Below are 17191 nucleotides of genomic sequence, written 5' to 3'. Positions count from 1 at the left end.
GACCTCCCTCCATCACTATACATGAGGCACACGCCTGAATAATCGGTTCTGGCGTCTGGAATGGTAATAGACTCGGCCTGACAAGACTCCAACCCGAAAGGATGAATATGGCAAAACTACGCGGCATCGACATCGATATCTTTCCTCTGGTTCTGGGCGGCAACACCTTCGGATGGACCAGTGACGAATCAGAATCCGATCAGGTCTTGGACGCCTACACGGAAGCCGGAGGCAACCTGATCGATACAGCTGACGTCTACTCGGCCTGGGCCCCCGGACACTCCGGCGGCGAATCCGAGATCGTCCTAGGCCGCTGGCTGGCCAAGAACGGCAACCGCAACAAGGTCCTGGTGGCCACCAAGGTCAGCCAACACCCCCAGTACTCCGGTCTTTCAGCCAAGAACATCAAGGCCGCTGCCGATGCCTCCCTGCTCAGGCTGGGCCTGGATGTGATCGACCTCTACTACGCTCACTTCGACGACAGCTCCACCCCCTTGGAGGAGACGGCGGCAGCCTTCGACAAGCTGGTCAAGGAGGGCAAGGTCCGGGCCATCGGCCTGTCCAACTACACACCGGACCGGATCCGTGAATGGTTCAGGATCGCGCGCCAGGAGGGCCTGACCCTGCCAGTGGCCTTGGAGCCCCAATACAATCTGGTATACCGCAGGACCTATGAGGATGGCCTCATGCAGATCGCCAGGGACGAGAATTTGGCGGTCTTCCCCTACTTCGCGCTGGCTTCGGGCTTCTTGACGGGCAAGTACCGTACCATGGACGACCTCAGGGGCAAGCAGCGCGAGGGCATGGTCAAGGACTTCTTCACCCAGGAGGGGCTGGACGTGGTCGCCGCCATGGACGGCGTCGCCAAGGCCCACGATGTTGAACTGGCCACCGTCGCCCTGGCCTGGCTCAACCACAGGCCTGGAATCGCAGCCCCCATCGCTTCTGCACGCACCCCGGAACAGTTGCCGTCCCTTCTGGCTGCCGCCCACCTGGAACTGAGCGACCAGGATATGCAGACCCTGGACCAGGTCAGCGACAAGGTCAAGAGCTGATCGGCAGCCGGGTATCACGCCCGGCAGGACGCATCACAAAGGGTTTCCATCTGATGTAGGATGGAAGCCCTTTGTGCAACTAGGATCAGGCCTTGACCAGGTCGACCTGCGGCTGGTCCAGATCGCCAGCATTGACGGTCAGATTGGTGGCCAGGGTCTCGCGAGCGATCAGGTCACTGAACTGCTGGGCCTTGTGGGCATCCTCCTCTGGCAAGGTCAGGGTCAGCCGGATTCGATCAGCAATGTCCAAACCGGCAGTCTTCCGGGCATCCTGAACCTGGCGGATCAGATCTCGGGCATAGCCCTCGGCCAGGAGGTCGTCATCCAGTTGGGTGTCGAGAATGACGAAGCCACCGGTGGGCAGGGCTGCGGAGGCCGATCTGTCGGCCTGGGAGCCATCCTCCCGCTCGATCCGGTTGTCCAGCTCGTATTCGCCTGATTCCAGGGCCACCGATCCGTCGGGGGTGGTGACGACCACGTGCCCGTCCTGCTCGGACCAGTCGCCCTGCTTGGAAGCCTTGATGACGAGCTGAACCTGCTTGCCCAGCCGAGGCCCAGCCGCACGGGCGTTGACCTTGAGATCGTGGATGATTCGCAGGCCGTGCTTGCCGGCCTGGTCCAGGGTGCAGAATTCCACATCCTTGATGTTCAGCTCCGACTTGAGCACGTCCACGTAAGAACGGGCCGCATCGGGGTCGCGAACCACCACGGTCAACCGGGACAGCGGCTGGCGGACGCGGATCTGCTCGGCCTTGCGCAGGGCCAGGGTGGCCGAAACCACCTCGCGAACCTTTTCCATGGCAGCTACCAAGGCAGGATCGTCACGCAGGACCTGTCCCAGCTCGGTCTCCTGTCCGGTGGACTCGTCGGCTAGGAAGGGCCAGTCGGCCAGATGGACCGACTCCCCACCGGTCAGACCACGCCAGATCTGCTCGGCTTCCATGGGCGCCAGAGGGGCCAGAACGCGGGTGAAGGCCTCCAGGACCGTGTAAAGAGTGTCGAAGGCCTGGTGGTCCTCACTCCAGAAACGGTCGCGATTGTTGCGAATGTACCAGTTGGTCAGCACATCGATGAAGTCGGTCACCGCATCGCAGGCATCCGAGATGGCGAAGTCGTCCAGGGCCTTCTGCACTGACTGGATCAGCCGGCGGGTCCGCGCCAGCAGGAAGCGGTCCATCTCCGGCAGACTCGCCACCCGGTCCGGTGTCAGCGCCTGGGCCTGGTAGCCGGCTCCCTTATTGGCCGCGTTGGCATAGAGCGTGTAGAAGTAGTAGGAGCTCCAGACCGGCAGCATAACCTGACGGACCGTGTCACGGATGCCCTCGGCAGTGACGACCAGGTTGCCGCCGCGTAGGATGGACGAGCTCATCAGGAACCAGCGCATGGCATCGGATCCGTACTTGTCGAAAACCTCATTCACATCTGGATAGTTACGCAGGTGCTTGCTCATCTTCTGGCCGTCGGAGCCCAGGACGATGCCATGGCAGATCACGTTCTTGAAGGCCGGCTTATCGAAGAGGGCCGTGGATATGATGTGCATGGTGTAGAACCAGCCGCGGGTCTGACCAATATACTCGACCACAAAATCACATGGATCCCGGTCCTCGAAATACTGCTTGTTTTCGAAGGGGTAGTGGAACTGGGCGAAGGGCATGGAGCCTGACTCGAACCAGCAGTCCAGCACATCAGTGATCCTGTGCATGGTGGACTTGCCGGTCGGATCGTCAGGGTTGGGCCTGGTCAGCTGATCGATCCAGGGCCGGTGCATGTTGATCTGCCCCTTCTCGTCGGTCGGGTAACGTCCGAAGTCCTTCTTGAGCTCATCCAGGGACCCGTAGACATCCACCCGGGGGTACTTGGGATCGTCCGAGACCCAGACCGGGATGGGCGAGCCCCAGAACCTGTTGCGGGAGATGGACCAGTCGCGGGCGTTGGCCAGCCACTTGCCGAACTGGCCGTCCTTGACATTCTCGGGGATCCAGTTGATCTGCTGGTTGAGTTCCAGCAGGCGGTCCTTGATCTTGGTCACGGAGACGAACCAGCTGGAGACCGGCTTGTAGATCAGCGGGGTGCCACAACGCCAGCAGTGGGGGTAGGAGTGGACGTAGCTCTTCTCCTGGAAGAGGAGGGCACGATGCTCGGCTGGGATCTGTACCAGGGGGCCGTCGCCTGCGCGCAGATTGCGCACGATGGGCATGTTGGCGTCGAAGGCCTGCAGGCCCTGATAGTCAGGGCACTGCTCGGTGAAGACGGCCCCGGCATCGAGGACATCCACGCTGCGGATGCCCTTGGCGTTCAGGGTGTTCATATCGTCCTCGCCATAGGGAGCCTGGTGGACCAAGCCGGTGCCCTCGACAGTGTCGACGTAGTCAGCCGTGTAGATGGTATAGGCATTGGGGCCGGGGGTGCCGCCCTCGGATTCGGCCTGCTCTCCGGCGAAGTAGGGAAAGACCGGCCAGTACCGCCAGCCTTCCATCTGGGAACCCTTGAGGGTGCGAACCACCTGGTAGTCCTCCCCCAGCTGCTTGGCGTAGTCGCCCAGACGGGCCGTGGCGATGTAGAAGCGCTTACCGGCGAAGGGCCCCGACACCGGGCTGACCTCCGAGTACTCGATGTCAGCGCCGACCACGATGGCCAGGTTGGTCGGAACAGTCCAGGGGGTGGTGGTCCAGAAGACCGCATAGGCATCTTCGTCCCTGAGCTTGACGGCCACGGAGACGGTGGTGTCCTGCCGGTCCTGGTAGACATCGGCATCCATACGCAGCTCGTGGTTGGACAGCGGGGTCTGATCCTTCCAGCAGTAGGGCAGCACCCTGTAGCCCTTATAGGCCAGGCCCTTCTCGTAGAGGGTCTTGAAGGCCCACATGACCGACTCCATATAGGAAACGTTCAGGGTCTTGTATCCGTGGTCAAAGTCCACCCAGCGGGCCTGACGATGGACGTAGTCCTTCCACTCGTTGGTGTACTTGAGCACTGAAGCGCGGCAGGCGTCATTGAACTTCTCGATGCCCATCTGCTCGATCTGATCCACGCTGTCGATGCCGAGCTCGCGCTGGGCCTCCAACTCGGCGGGCAGACCGTGGGTGTCCCAGCCGAAGACCCGATTGACCTTGTGACCCTTCATGGTCTGATAGCGTGGAACGACATCCTTGACGTAGCCTGTCAGCAGGTGCCCATAGTGGGGCAGGCCGTTGGCGAAGGGCGGGCCATCGAAGAAGACGAACTCGTTGTCGGCATGATCGCCGGAAGGGCGACGATCCACCGATTTGTTGAAGGTGTCGTCCTGATCCCAGTAGTCCAGAACGGACTCCTCCATATCAGGGAAGGAAGGATTGGGCTTCACCTTAGCCAGAGCCGGGTCCACCACCGCCTTGGGATAGACTTCGCCATCCCGATTTGTCGCATCTGAGGTATCAGTGGTCTGATTCACCGTTCACGCTCCTCGCTGGTCGTTCATGTCGCCATACCGAGGACGAGGGACCCAGGGGGCCCACCGCGGTACCACCTCGCTTGCCCGGCCAATGACTCGCACCGGACCGCTTGATATGGGCTATGCGGGCCCACCCGTCGGTTCTACTGAGGATCGCCGCAAGCAGTCCCGTTCTTCCGAAGGCTCCCCGCTGATGACGGATCAAGGCCTATTGATAGTTAAGAATACACCACCCATCTACTATTTCTTTCCGCTCATTCACCTCGCGGAAACAACTATGGAGATCTATTGCTCATCACCTTTTTCACCCAAAGATTTGACAAGTTAAATCCTATTTGATATTTTATTCACCACAGAGACGATAAAAGGTTTTATCTTCTTTGTTTTAAAGAATGCAAGTGAGGCAAAGATGCTTAGAGGGAGCGCAGATGCTTTGTATTCACTCATTGCTGCTATTGGAAAGGCGAACAATTGAGGAAGTTCATACTCGACCTTGATACCGGAATTGATGACACCCTTGCCATCGCCTACGCTCTTGGAAGCCCAGAGGTAGAGCTGATCGGTATCACCGCAACCTACGGCAACGTAACCATGAGGCAAGGAATCCGCAATGACCTGGCTATCACCGATTTATTTGGTCATGCAGAAGTCCCTGTTTACCCTGGTCTACCCCATGCAACCAACAAGGACTTCTTCGAGGTCTTGGAGGGATCACGGCTGATCCATGGTAAAAATGGAATCGGCGATGTGACAATACCCGATTCGCCTCGCTGCCAGGAAGTATCATCAGCGGTCGATTTTATTATCAATTCAGCTCATAAATACGGCAAGGATCTGACTTATGTGGCCACGGGGCCACTGACCAATATCGCCGCAGCCGTGAAACAAGACCCTTCCATTAAGGAAATCATGGGGGGAATCGTGGTCATGGGAGGCGCACTGACTGTTACAGGCAATGTGGCGCCATGGCGGGAAGCCAACATATCGCAAGACCCCGAAGCTGCTAATGCACTGTTCACATCCGGAGCCCAATGCACCATGGTTGGTCTTGACGTTACTTTGCAAACTTTGCTGACGAAAAACGAAACCAAACAATGGCGAGCGCTGGGAACCCCCGCTGCCGCTTTTCTCAGCGACATGACAGATTACTACATCCACGCATATGAGCTTACGTCCCCAGGCTTGGGCGGTTGCGGTTTGCATGATCCCCTGGCCGTAGCAGTAGCCGTTGACCCCACATTGGTCAAGACCCTGGGTGTCAACTTGAAAGTTGAGACTGACGGAGCCACTAGAGGAAGAACTATTGGAGACAAGAACAGGCTCAACGATGCCACCAAGACCACTCAAGTGGCCATCAAAGTAGATGTAGAGCGTTTCCTGCACGAATTCATGACCAGAACCTCCCTAGTTGTCTCTGACCAGCAATGAAGCCAAACACCGGTAAACCCGTTAATTGATATAGATAATAAAGAGAGAATAAGAGCAATCATGTCAGACAGCACGACTGCAGCCAAAAACGGCTCGCAATCACAGAGTTCCTCTCAACAAGCGGAAATAACAAGCGACATGGCTGTCAAAGCCTTAATTCCGCTACTCATCACTTTCGTCCTGGGTACTTTATGCCTACAAGGATTCAATCTGGTCTTCCAGGAAATCGGAGAAAGCGTTGGAGCACCAGGGCAGGCCTCCTTGATAACAGCGATTCCCAGTATTGTTCTCGGTATCGTATGCTTCATCTACGGCTCTCTGGGAGATTTCGTCTCACTCAAAAAATTGGTAGTTGTAGGCATTACCTTGCTGGTATTCGGTTCAGTTCTTGGATTTGTAGCCAACTACTATTTCACTGCTAATATATGGACGGTCATTGTAGCTCGAGCTATCCAGACGGCTGGCGAGCAGGTGGCCGGCTCCGTTTATTTGGTTGTGGCAACAAAATATCTTAAGGATTCACTTAAGGTCATATTTTTCGGGATCTTTACCGCTGGATATCAGATCTCAGCTGCCATCGGCGTCTTCGCTGCAGGCTTCTTAACTTCGATTCATTGGCAGTATCTATTCCTGATCCCCGCCGTGACTGTACTCTTCCTACCCCTTCTTCTTAAGAATCTTCCTGATAAAACAGGAAACGGTGAAAAAGTTGATGCGATCGGCTTCACGATCTTCGGCCTGGCCACAGCTTTCATTACCCTCTTCTTCTCCTACAAAAGCTGGTGGATGCTTGCTGCCTCTGCCGCTCTTTTCATTGTCTTCGCAATATACATCCACAAGGCAAGAAATCCCTTCGTCACTCCGGCTTTCTTCCGCAACAAGCGCTGGCTGATGGCAATATCTCTGCTCCTCCTCTTCTATCTGCCCAACTATTCCTTCTCCCCGCTCTTTAACGGAATCAGCACCAAGGTATTCCACCTGACCACTTCACAGGTATCGCTGCATATCGTCTGGGCTTTCGTTGTAGGGGCCACTGTAGGAATCTGCTCAGGGTGGATCGTTGGCAAGATCGGTCGTCGTGCCGCAATTATCACCGCGGGCTGCATGAAAATACTCGGCTTTGTTCTTGCCGTCTTCTGCGTCAATCTAGGACCGATTGCTCTGACCATTGCAGGTTGCATTTATTATGGTGGAGGCGGTTTCCTCTACTCGCCGCTGGTCTCAACGGTTCTTGGCACCCTGTCTAAGGATGAGTCTGGACGCGGCGTAGGCATGAATGACCTGGCTATGAACGTTTCCAGTTCCATTGGTATCGCCATCATAGGCGGTCTGATGAGTTCCCCAACACTCTCCATAGGCAGCATCAATGGCACTACTGGATTCGCCGCCAATTATTCCAACCTCTTCCTAATTGATGCAGGTATGATTGTTGTTGGCCTTCTTATCTACTTCGCTTTCAATAAGAAGATTTATGGCGAGAGCAAGTAATAAACAATACGTTCGTGACCACGATCTGTTCGATTTGTGAGTCTAATGAACTACCAACCGGTGTCGATAAGCATATTGGCACCGGTTTCATTTAATACCGTGCATCATTTGAATAATATTCAAGGATATTGTGCAGTTAACGATTCGGTCTAAGCAAGGTAGAATCGCTTTGCAAATTTCACTCAGTGGTATGAGCCCAAAGCTGGAGCCGGCCCCACCGATTCACGTTGAATGAAAATGGTGGGAATACTCACCATAGCCCCCAGGCCACTTACTCCATTTCTTATCAGTTCAAGTAGCATCTCCACGCCTCTGCGCCCCATTTTCTCGGCCTGCTGGGAGATAATCGAAATTCTTGGCGTCATAAGATTGAAGACATCAATATCATCAAAAGAAATAAGCGACATGCAGGAACCTATTTTGATTCCGCGATCATGGAAAATGCCCAAACAACTGATAGCATCTGGCGAATACCCGAAAATGAGTGCAGTAGCTCCAAATTCATCGATACGGTTCAGCGCCAGTTCGAGCGATCCGCTCTTGCTGTCACTAGACAGAATCAGAGAACCCGACTTTCCGAAGAACTGAGGACTCAACTTTTTAAATGCTTCTGCGCGTTCATTCAAGCTAAAAGACTTCAAGGAAGGATGAGCGAGATAAGCGATTTTCCTATGTCCGTCGGCATATAAGGCACGCATCGCCTCCACCAGACCTGGCCTGGGATCTGAAACAACATAAGGAATTGTTTCCATACCGGGCACACGGCGGTCTACAAAGACCGTGGGGATATTTCGTTTTACTAAAGCCTTCAAACCTGCAGATTCCACTCCTTGTGGGATAATAATTAACCCATCAAATCTCTGCCCTAGAATATTGGTAATAAATGAGTCCTGACGTTCCACATTTTCGGCAGAAGTACCGATAAGTGTGTTGAAGCCTTCTTCATAGAGTATATTTTCCATAGAACTGACCAGATCCGCGAAATATCTGTTTCGTAAATCAGGTACCAATAAACCGACCATCTTAGAATCGGACATACGGATAGCCTGGGCCCTTGAATCAGGAATATACCCTAAAGCGTCAACCGTGTTCATGACCAGTTTTTTGGTTTTCTTGGAGAAACGGCCCTTCCCATGCAAGATCTGCGAGACGGTCGCGATGGATACGCCTGCTTTTTGTGCCACATCGCGAATAGTCACGAATCCCATAAAATATCTTTCCGAATTGACCGATTGTGTAACAGTCCAAGCATAACCCGAAGTCCGTGTTGAATGTCGTACGAGTGCGGCAGCAACTGAAAGTTCATTCATCGCTCCAGACGAATACACTGAGCCAGCGCATTTCTGTATCAGCGCAAACGACTGGGTGCTCCTCACTCGTTCAGATAGGCATAAATCCAGGTACACCGACCATTATTTCCATGTATCAAATATAAATAGAACACTCTAAAAGAATGGGTGATCCCAAAGTTGACCAAGGGCCTCCCAGAATCGACTGCGTCGACACTAGGGAGGCCCTTAGGGGGGTTTACAACTGCAATCAGTATGGCAGAAGGAAGATCGACAAAACCAATACGCTGATGATGCCCACGATGCTGGGCACGCTGGTCCGCTTGAGTACCTTGGTGGGCTCCACCTTGATGCTGGCAGCCACGATCATAATGACCGCCGCCACCGGGGATATGCCGCGGGCCAAGTTGGCGATCAGCTGCATGGGCATGGCGATAAGGATGCCGTCGACACCCGCGGCAGCAGCGATGCCAGGCACCAGGGCGATGACCGCGTAGAACATGGCCAGGCCACCACCGGACAGGAAGCCGAACAGGCAGGTGGCCAGGGCGAAAATTAGAGCCACGGTCAGGCCGGCTCCAGTGGATCCTTCCACTGAGTGGGTTAGGGCGTCAATTAACCCCAGCTTCTGAACACCGGTGGTGAAGAGAGAACCGCCGCAGACCAGGATGACCACCTGGCTGAAGCCGCGACCCATGCCGGTGAACATCTCGACAACCGATCCCTGGATCTCCTTGAAGGAGCGATGCCGGACGGCCTCGATGATAACCGCGATGAAGAAGGAGATGAAGGTCAGCACCACGATATCCATCGTCAGACCCTTGATGAACATGGCCGCGATGCCGATGACCAGGATCAGAATGAGGGGCAGTAGAGGCAGGAAAGCGTAATATCCGGGAATTCCCGTGGTGTCACGCACAGCCTTCGCATCATGGTCGACCGGGTCGGCGACGCCGGTACCCTCCTCATGGCTATCGCACCACTTCTGCCAGATATAGTGGGCCAAGGCCATAATCAGCAGGGAAGGAATAGCGATCTTGGCGTTGTTGCCGACATATTCGATCAGATCGTACTTGAGCGTCTTGGCGGCGATAACATTATCTGCACCCAGAGGAGTGGGCATGATGGTGGCCGTGCAGGCGATTACACCGGCAGCAGTAAGCGATGAAAGGCCCATGCCCACCAGTACGGGGTAAAGGATAGACATGAGGATGATTGCCAGGCTGGAAGCGCTGGGGATAACGAGGGACATGACATTACCCAGCAGGAAGACAGCCGGCACGATGAGCGCCTTGTGCTTGATGTGACGCAGGGGCTTGACCATGTAGTTCACGGCAACCTGGTTGGCCCCGATGTTGTTCATGTAGGCTGAGTAGCCGAACAGAACCATGATGACCAGACCGGCAGCCTTGAGCTGATCCAGAATGGTGTCCTTGAAAACCATGAAGACATCGAAGAGCCCGAAACCTGTCCCCTTGCCCGCAGCATACAGAGGATGTCCCAGCGCCCAGGCACCCAGGAGGAGGACTAGGCCCCCGATAATCAGGGTCAGGGCTGGATTATATTTCTTGATGATCAGGTACCCGATCGCCACCAGGACGACCAGAACCAGAATGATCTCCGCAATCACCTTGTAATACTCCCTTTCTTGGTCTTGGTAATCAAATGCACTTGCTCATGCCATCCAGGAACCAGGCCCGGAATCCCTTGGAATCCACATCGATAGCCACGGAAGCGTTGGCTTTGCGCTTCCGATAACCCTTCAGATCGACGACCGTGCAGCCGCGGGTCGGGCCTTGCGCCAGCTCTACCTCAACAGAGGTCTCTGCGAACTTGAAGAGCTCAGGAGCCAGGATGCATGCGACCGCGCAGGGATCGTACATCTTCAGACCCGTGGCGAAGCTTCCTCCGCGGTACTTCTTGAACAGGTCGTGGGTCATCGTGCCCACCTTCCCCATGGCAGGCAGCTGAGCGCTGTCCTCGGGCAGGACCAGGGCCTTGAGACCGACGTCCAAGCCCGCCATGACGATGGGGATTCCCGACTCGAAGACAATGGCGGCAGCCTCGGGGTCCGTGGCTATATTGAACTCGGACATGACACCACGATTGCCGCGGGCAGTGGAGCCTCCCATCATGGCGATCCGTCCAATCCCCTTGGCGACCTCGGGGTAGACCTTGAGCAGGAGGGCGATATTGGTCAGCGGTCCGATGGTCACCAGGGTGACCGGCTCGGACGAGTCCATGATCTCCTTGCGCATGGCCTCGATCGCATTTTCCTTCAGCAGCAGGGAGTGATCGGGCTCAGGGAAGTCGAAGCCCTCCATTCCAGTCTTTCCATGGATATCGCTGGCATCCACGAAAGGCTCCAGCAGAGGAGCAGAGGCCCCTTTGGCCACCGGGACACGACGTTCGAAATATGTCAGCAGCCGCAGGGCGTTCGGCGTGGTCTTGTCCAAGCCGACATTGCCGGCCACCGTGGTAATCAGACGCACATCCAGCCGAGGCGAAAATAGCGCCAAAGCAATGGCAACGGCATCGTCAATTCCCGGGTCAGTATCGATGATGACTGGTGTTGGATTCATGATTCCTGCTCCTTTGATTTGCTTCCAGTTGATAGCTGCGACCGATAGGCACCGTCCAGGAAACGGATCATCCCGCTGCCTAGGTCCGGACCTGGCCGCCGAATAAAGCCATGTTCCTCGTAGAAACCTTCCTTGCCAGGAGTGGCCATCAGCCCCACGTAAGCATGCTCGCATGCTTCTTGAGCGATTCGATCCAGAAGTGCCTGAAGGACAGCGCTACCCACGCCGTGGTGGCGATACTGGGGCAGCACCACAAGATCCTTGATGAAGAAAGCTATTCGTCCATCGGCAATGACACGGCCGATACCAGCAGGTTCACCCTCTACCTCGGCAACGACTGAGCAATAGCCACCAGAAAGGGCCGCCTTTACGTCGATTGGTGAGTAAGCGTGGAAACCAGCCGTCGAACGCACCCGTTCGTATAATTCTGGCGTCAGCGCATCATACCGAATGACAACCACCATTGGAATCCCTCCGCTGCGAGTCTCCAGAATTGCTATAACGTTTTATCAACTAACACGAGTTTAAACCGACAGCAAAGTTTTGTCCAATTTAGTGAGCTTGCGCGAGATATTAGTTCTGGAATCGGCTGGGATTAGAGGGGTCACCCGGCACATCATCCAGAGTGTCCTCGGCACCTAGCACCTGCCGCCAGAAGTCCAGAGAGCGGCCATAGGGGCTGGTCTGGCTGCCACGGACCTGCAGGTCAGCCTTGGCCTGGAGCACATCCTCCTCGCTCACCCCGTCCAAGAGCTCGACAAGCCTGGCGAATCGATCCGAGTCGTAGAAGATACCACCGACAACCTCAAGAAGTCGGCTGGCGCGTTTCATGGGCAGGGAATCCCAGTGCCTGAGCTCGATGTAGTTCTTTAAGCGGACATCGTTAAAGTGCGTGGTCAGAATGTGCGCTATCTCGGCATCATTGAGCGGCCGATCAGGATAGATCTCCCCGGCGTTTTCGTGCCAGGCTATGAAGACCTGCTGCCCCTGCGGCCCCTCTACCTCTGGGGTGTGTGAGACATCAGCCACCATAAGCGGGGTGGACAGCATGTCCACGGCATAATCCTCCCAGCCGAAGCCATCCTCAAACAGCCCAGGAATCAGACCTGTGCGCTGGGTGTCGAGCCAGTCCCAGATCCGCTGGCGCCGCAGGGGCATGTGGTTGGGTTCCCCCTCAAATATTGGAGTATTGCGGAATAGGTAGGCCAAAATAGGCCCAATGGCCGTGCCCAGACGGATCTTGGCGATGGCATCCTTCTCGTCCTGGTAGTCGATGCTGATCTGGGTGGAGGCGGTGCTGCGCATCATCATGGGTCCGCACTGGCCAATGCGACCCAGGTAGGTGTTCATGACCGCATAACGTTCCTTGGGATTGACGCCCACATCAGCGTAGGACCCGGCTGGGCGATACCCGTACTCGACCAGCCGGAACCCCAGGCACTTGGCAATGGGGTCGACCTCGGCACGGAAGCGACGGTAGAGGTCCTCGAATTCTCGGCTGTTCCGCATCACACCCAGGGAGCACTCCACCTGGCTGCCGGGCTCCAAGGAGACCACGCAGCCCGGCCTGCTCAGCCCCACCAGGTGTCCGTCCTCCCGGTACTCCTTATCGCCGTCGTAGCAGGGCTCCAAGGCAGACAGCAGGGCCTCGATGCCCCGCTCCCCCTCATAGGGAACCGGGGCATCGGATCCGTCGTTGCGGACCGGCAGATGCTCAATCTCGATGCCGAACCGCCACTGGGAACGCGGCTTAGACCCGCGCGAAAAGTAGTTGGCCAGGCTGGCTACATGCCGCGGATTAGGGACCGTCAACAGGTGCGCGTACCCAGCGCCTACGCTTTTCCTCATGCTGCAATCGTAGAAGCGGGCGAGGGCCTTGGGCAATCAACACGCGAGGAGTTCCGCTACCGGATGGCGGTCAGTCAGCCCACTGTCACCGTCACGGCCTGCAGGTCTTCCCTACGCGAGGACGATCCTACCAACACCTGGAACTGACCGGGCTCCACCCTGCGGTTGCAGTCAGCATCGACCAGGGTCCACTCGGACACCGGAAGGTCGAAGACTACCTTCTTGGTCTGCCCTGGATCCAGTTGAATCCTTTGGAAGGCTTTGAGCTCGCGGTCAGCCCAGCTGACGGAGGTCACCAGGTCGCTGATGTAGACCTGGACCACCTCGGTGCCTGATCGCTGACCGGTGTTGGTCAGGTCTACAGTCACCCTGACCGTGTCCTTGGGGCCGACGGCATCGGGTCCATCAACCTGGGGCTTTCCGTAGGCGAAGGTGGTGTAGCCCATCCCCTGGCCGAAGGCGAAGGCCGGTTCCTGGGTCAGGTCGGCGTAGCGGTCACCATGCTGGCCGCGGATCTGGTTGTAGTAGACCGGCAGCTGACCGGCATGTCTGGGAAAGGTGATGGGCAGTCTGCCTGTGGGCTCAACCTTGCCGGTGAGAATCCTGGCCAGAGCACGACCGCCCTGCATTCCCGGGTCGGGCTGCCAGATCAGAGCTCTGGCCGACTGTGCAGACGGGGGCAGGATCAGCGGCTTGGAAGACATGAGCACGATGACCATGGGCTTGCCCGTCTGCGCCAGGGCATCAAGCAGATCGCGCTGAGGACCGTAGAGCTCCAGGGTGGCAGTCGAACGGCCCTCGCCCACCAGCTGGACCACGTCGCCGACCACAGCCACCACCAAGTCGCTTTGCCCAGCCAGTTCAATGGCCCTGTCGAAGCGGCCCTGATCGATCCTGGCCGGAGCAGCCACCTTGGGCCTGGGCTGGCCGTCGGGGAAAAGCTCGCCCGCCGGGTCGTCTACCAGACGGAGCACGTCAACGCCCTGCTCACAGTTGAGCTGCCAGTTTTCAGGCAGCTCCTTGCGCAGACCGTCGGCCACGGTCGCGATCATCTCCCGAGGCTGGTCCTTGATCCAATCGCACTGACCCGAGCCGCCGGCCCAGTCCCCAAGCTGGTTCTGGGCGTCGTCGATCAACGGACCCACCAAGGCGATGCTATGCGCTGAATCATCGCCAGGGCGGCCATCGGCACCCACCCCACCGAACAGGGGCAGGATGCCGTCGTTCTTCAAAAGAACTGCCGACTCCTGGGCCACCTGGAGGTTGAGCTCCTGGTGCTCCGGTGAGTTGATGACCGCCTTCTGGGCCTCGGGGTCGGGCAGACGCGGATCCTCGAAGAGCCCCATGCGGAATTTCAGGGCCAGGATGTGCTTGACCGCCCGGTCAAGGTCCTCCTCGCGCAACAGCCCGACATCCAGCGCATCCAAGGCTCCCTGGTAGAAGCCTGGCGTGGTCATGATCAGGTCGTTGCCTGCCTTGACTGCGGCCGCGGCGGCCCTGGCGTAGTCGGGCTGCACCTTCTGCTCCCAGACCATGCGGCCCACGTTGTCCCAGTCGGTGATCAGGGTGCCCTGGTAGCCCCACTCCCCTCGAAGAACGTCGTTGAGCAGCCAGTTGTTGATGGTGACCGGTACCCCGTCGATGGACTCGTAGCCCAACATGAAGGTGGCCACACCCTCCTTGGCCAGGCGCTCGAAGGGCGGCAGGAACCAGGAGAGCAGCTTGCGGTGCGAGAGGTCGGCCTCGGAGGCGTCGCGCCCGCCCTGGGTCTCGGAGTAGCCGGCAAAGTGCTTGGCCGTGGCCAGCACAGCATCCTTGGGCAGGGTTCCGGTCATGGCTGATCCGCCCTGGTAGCCGCGCACCATGGCCGACGCCATTTCGCCGATCAAGAAGGGATCCTCGCCGAAGGTCTCGTCCACCCGTCCCCAACGGGTGTCCCTGGCAATGCAAAGCACCGGAGAGAAGGTCCAGTGGACGCCAGTTGTAGCGACCTCCTGGGCTGTGGCCCGCCCCATCCGCTGGACCAGTTCAGGGTCAAAGGAGGCCGCCATGCCTAGCTGCTCGGGAAAGATGGTTGCTCCATGGAAGAAGGAGTGGCCGTGGATGCAGTCGTCGCCAATCAGCAGGGGAATGCCCAGCCTGGTGCGGCCAGTGGCCTGGTTGGCCCTGATCACGTTCTCCGGAGAGACATGCAGGAGTGAACCGGCGTGCTGATCGATCACTTCCTGATCCACATCCAGACGAGCATCCAGCTGCATCATCTGGCCGACCTTCTCCTCACGGGTCATCCGGCCCAAAAGGTCGTTCACCCGTTCATCCACCCCCAGTGCGGCATTCCTGTAAGGCATATCCTGCCTGTTCGCTTCCTCACCCAAAACAGGTTCTCTTTTCTTAATCAGCAATATTGGAGTTTTTGATTCTTCGCGAAATAATATGGGAATTCCCCTGCCTCATCCAACTTCGACCCACCAGATGCGGTTAAAAATAGCTACAGTCGTTGTCCAACACATTACCATCATGGAATGCATCACCGGATTGTCAAAGAATCAGAGATTCAGCAGCGCATTCCATGCTACCGGTCAGGAGTAATCACCTTGATGCGCCCTCATCGGACGTCACCGAACTCCACGAATAGACAGGATGAAAACAGAACCGAGTATCGCCAAGCAGATGGAGGTGGCGAAGGCGACAGGATATCCACCGGTCACATTGACAATGGTTGATGTGACCACAGGTCCAATCATCTGGCCGAGAGTAGTGGCCAAATTGAGGATACCAAGATCCTTGCCAGCCTCCTCCTTATTGGAAAGCACATCAACGTTCAGCGCCTGATCCACAGAGGAGTATACGCCGTATCCCAATCCCGCTAAACCAGCATAAAGATACATACCCATAGTCGTCGGCATAATCCACGGCATGGCAATACCAATTGCGAAGAGTACCGAGGCGATGAAGACCGGTATCTTACGACGATTCAGAATATCCGACAATGGCCCGGAAACAACAGGACCAAGCAGCGAAACAACCATGGAAATAACTGACATTACTGCGATGGTCTTGGCAGCTGTCTTTGTGTCCTGACCAATGTGATCGGTAACGATATAGAGCTGATACGCGGAAATCATCTGATACCCCATGAGCATGCACAAGCGGCCACAGAATGCCTTGTAAAAATCGTGATTGGTGCGGAAAACCGGGGGTTTGAAGGACATGGCGATATCCTTCAGCGTTCCACTATCCCTCGGAAGGAAGTCGGCCGACTGCTCTCTAGGAATGAGGAGAACAACGAAGATGCCACTGACCAGCATGAATACGCCGGCGCAAACTGCAGACATGTTCCGGTTATCCATCAGCTGTGTCGCCAAGAAGGTGCCCAGAGGAGCCCCAACGGTGGAACCAGCACCATAAAAAGCACTCATCGTTGCACGAATGCCTGAAGGTACCCTGTCCGAGAGCAGAGCGACGACCGGTGCAATCATCATGTTCAGACCGGCCATGGCCAACCCGAAGAAGATAACGATGCAGAAGGCGTTAGGAGCAATGCCGGTCAGGAACATGAATATGCCGCCAACAATGGCACCGACTACGATCCACGGTGTCCTCCTTCCAAAACGAGACCGGGTCCTGTCGGAAAAATTCCCAAAAATTAGGTTGGATAAGAGTGAGAACACTGAGGACACCACACCATTTATAGCTATGACACTCTCCGGATTATGAACCATGGTTTTCAAGCGAAGCGGAATAATGAAGGCGGAAACAGCATTGATTCCAACCATCCAGAAGATACCAAAACCCAGGAAGGCGATTCCATACCGGATGATAGTTGCCTTAGAAAATGGCAGTCCGTTTTCCGGCGATAGACTTGGATCCTTTTCAGCCTTCTCCATCGAAGCCTGGTATTTTTCCAACCGTATTTCGGGAGGGATGTCTTTGGCAACTTGAGTAGTACCTGACATGTCTTGCTTCTTTCTACAGGTTATCCCCATTGATTAATCGCATTTTCTTAGACGACAGATTATCTTTGTCATCTAAGATAGAAAAGCATATATGTGACATATATCTTTGTCAACC

Annotated in this window: 11 protein-coding genes; 3 read left to right on the top strand and 8 right to left on the bottom strand. The window is 56.3% G+C overall.

What is annotated here, in order from left to right:
- Positions 1–107: 107 nt before the first annotated feature.
- Positions 108–1055, top strand: coding sequence for an aldo/keto reductase (locus J3T93_RS08390; protein WP_267431303.1), 948 nt, complete (start codon positions 108–110; stop codon positions 1053–1055).
- Between the two features lie 85 nt (positions 1056–1140).
- Here the strand turns inward: J3T93_RS08390 and ileS are convergent, their stop codons facing one another.
- Positions 1141–4485, bottom strand: a complete 3345-nt coding sequence (gene ileS / locus J3T93_RS08385; RefSeq protein WP_267431302.1) for a mupirocin-resistant isoleucine--tRNA ligase — start codon at positions 4483–4485, stop codon at positions 1141–1143.
- A 471-nt stretch (positions 4486–4956) separates the two neighbouring features.
- Between ileS and J3T93_RS08380 the strand changes: the two genes are divergently transcribed.
- Positions 4957–5913, top strand: a complete 957-nt coding sequence (locus tag J3T93_RS08380) for a nucleoside hydrolase (RefSeq protein WP_267400737.1) — start codon at positions 4957–4959, stop codon at positions 5911–5913.
- Between the two features lie 60 nt (positions 5914–5973).
- Positions 5974–7401, top strand: a complete 1428-nt coding sequence (locus J3T93_RS08375) for an MFS transporter (protein WP_416378847.1) — start codon at positions 5974–5976, stop codon at positions 7399–7401.
- Positions 7402–7583: 182 nt separating this feature from the next.
- Here J3T93_RS08375 and J3T93_RS08370 read toward each other — a convergent pair whose 3' ends face one another.
- The 7 genes from J3T93_RS08370 to J3T93_RS08340 all read right to left on the bottom strand — a co-directional run bounded on the left by J3T93_RS08370 (position 7584) and on the right by J3T93_RS08340 (position 17076).
- Positions 7584–8711, bottom strand: coding sequence for a LacI family DNA-binding transcriptional regulator (locus tag J3T93_RS08370; protein WP_267431301.1), 1128 nt, complete (start codon positions 8709–8711; stop codon positions 7584–7586).
- A 229-nt stretch (positions 8712–8940) separates the two neighbouring features.
- A complete protein-coding gene (dcuC, locus tag J3T93_RS08365; protein WP_267431300.1) occupies positions 8941–10320 on the bottom strand; it encodes a C4-dicarboxylate transporter DcuC in 1380 nt (459 codons plus the stop codon).
- 31 nt (positions 10321–10351) lie between these two features.
- Complete coding sequence (gene rihC, locus J3T93_RS08360) at positions 10352–11272, bottom strand: ribonucleoside hydrolase RihC (protein ID WP_267431299.1); 921 nt, start codon at positions 11270–11272, stop codon at positions 10352–10354.
- Positions 11269–11736: a GNAT family N-acetyltransferase gene (locus tag J3T93_RS08355; protein ID WP_267431298.1), complete on the bottom strand. Its 468-nt coding sequence runs from the start codon at positions 11734–11736 to the stop codon at positions 11269–11271. Before J3T93_RS08355 ends, rihC begins: the two co-directional genes overlap by 4 nt.
- 109 nt (positions 11737–11845) lie before the next feature.
- On the bottom strand, positions 11846–13120 hold the full coding sequence (locus J3T93_RS08350) for a glutamate-cysteine ligase family protein (RefSeq protein ID WP_267431297.1): 1275 nt from the start codon (positions 13118–13120) through the stop codon (positions 11846–11848).
- A gap of 74 nt (positions 13121–13194) precedes the next feature.
- On the bottom strand, positions 13195–15468 hold the full coding sequence (locus tag J3T93_RS08345) for a glycoside hydrolase family 3 N-terminal domain-containing protein (RefSeq protein WP_267431365.1): 2274 nt from the start codon (positions 15466–15468) through the stop codon (positions 13195–13197).
- Between the two features lie 267 nt (positions 15469–15735).
- Positions 15736–17076 carry an MFS transporter gene (locus J3T93_RS08340; protein ID WP_267431296.1) on the bottom strand — a complete coding sequence of 447 codons (1341 nt, stop codon included), beginning with the start codon at positions 17074–17076 and terminating at the stop codon, positions 15736–15738.
- Between the last annotated feature and the right edge of the window lie 115 nt (positions 17077–17191).

This window comes from Bifidobacterium sp. B4111 (assembly GCF_026537235.1).
Lineage (GTDB): Bacteria > Actinomycetota > Actinomycetes > Actinomycetales > Bifidobacteriaceae > Bombiscardovia.
The sequence above is the reverse complement of the archived record's forward strand: the minus strand, read 5'-3'. Positions and strand labels throughout refer to the sequence as shown.